Origin of the sequence: Acidisoma sp. S159, assembly GCF_009766125.1 — a bacterium.
GTDB lineage: Bacteria > Pseudomonadota > Alphaproteobacteria > Acetobacterales > Acetobacteraceae > Acidisoma.
Genome location: NZ_LMUG01000045.1, coordinates 79,838 through 80,509 on the forward strand (window position 1 = coordinate 79,838; position 672 = coordinate 80,509).

Below are 672 nucleotides of genomic sequence, written 5' to 3' on the forward strand. Positions count from 1 at the left end.
GCTGTCCGTTGCGCCAGGAGCCAGAGTGAGCGTGCCACCCGACGAGAGCGTCGGGTCCAGGAGAGCCCCGCCGCTCGACACGGCCTCCGTTCCGCCCGATTCGATCGTGGTGCCGCTGCCCGTTCCACCCGCGGAGACCGTCTCATGGCCGCCGCTCGCCACCGTGCCACCGGCTTCCGCACCACCGCTGCTCACCTGCACCGAACCGCTATCGAGCGTGCCGCTCGCAATTCCGCTGGACAGAATTACCACCGAGCCACCAGACGCCACCATCAGGCCGTCGATCCGCACCCCGCTCGACACACTAAGGGTGCCGCCCGAGGCCACCGTGCCGCCGCTTTCCACCGCCCCCGGCTGGAGAACCAGCGTGCCGCTGGATGACAGCGTCGGGTTCAGCGAAGTGCCGCCGCTCGACACGGTATCCGTGCCGCCGGACCCGACGAGGGTGCCGCTATCCGTGCCGCCCGCCGACACGGTCTCATGGCCGCCGCTCGCCACGGTATCGCCAAGCGTCTTGCCGCCTGACGAGACCGTGACCGTTCCGTCATCGATGGTCGCGGCCGCTGTCCCGCCGGATTGCACCACTTCCAAGCCGCCGGACTGCACGGTGACGCCGGTTGCCGTCACCCCGCTCGACACGGTCAGCGTCGCGCCACTCAGCACCGTACCGCC

1 pseudogene is annotated in these 672 nt (G+C 70.4%); it reads right to left on the reverse strand.

From position 1 onward, the window contains the following. A pseudogene (locus GSQ92_RS13560) lies at nucleotides 1-672 on the reverse strand (adhesin); the annotation flags it as partial.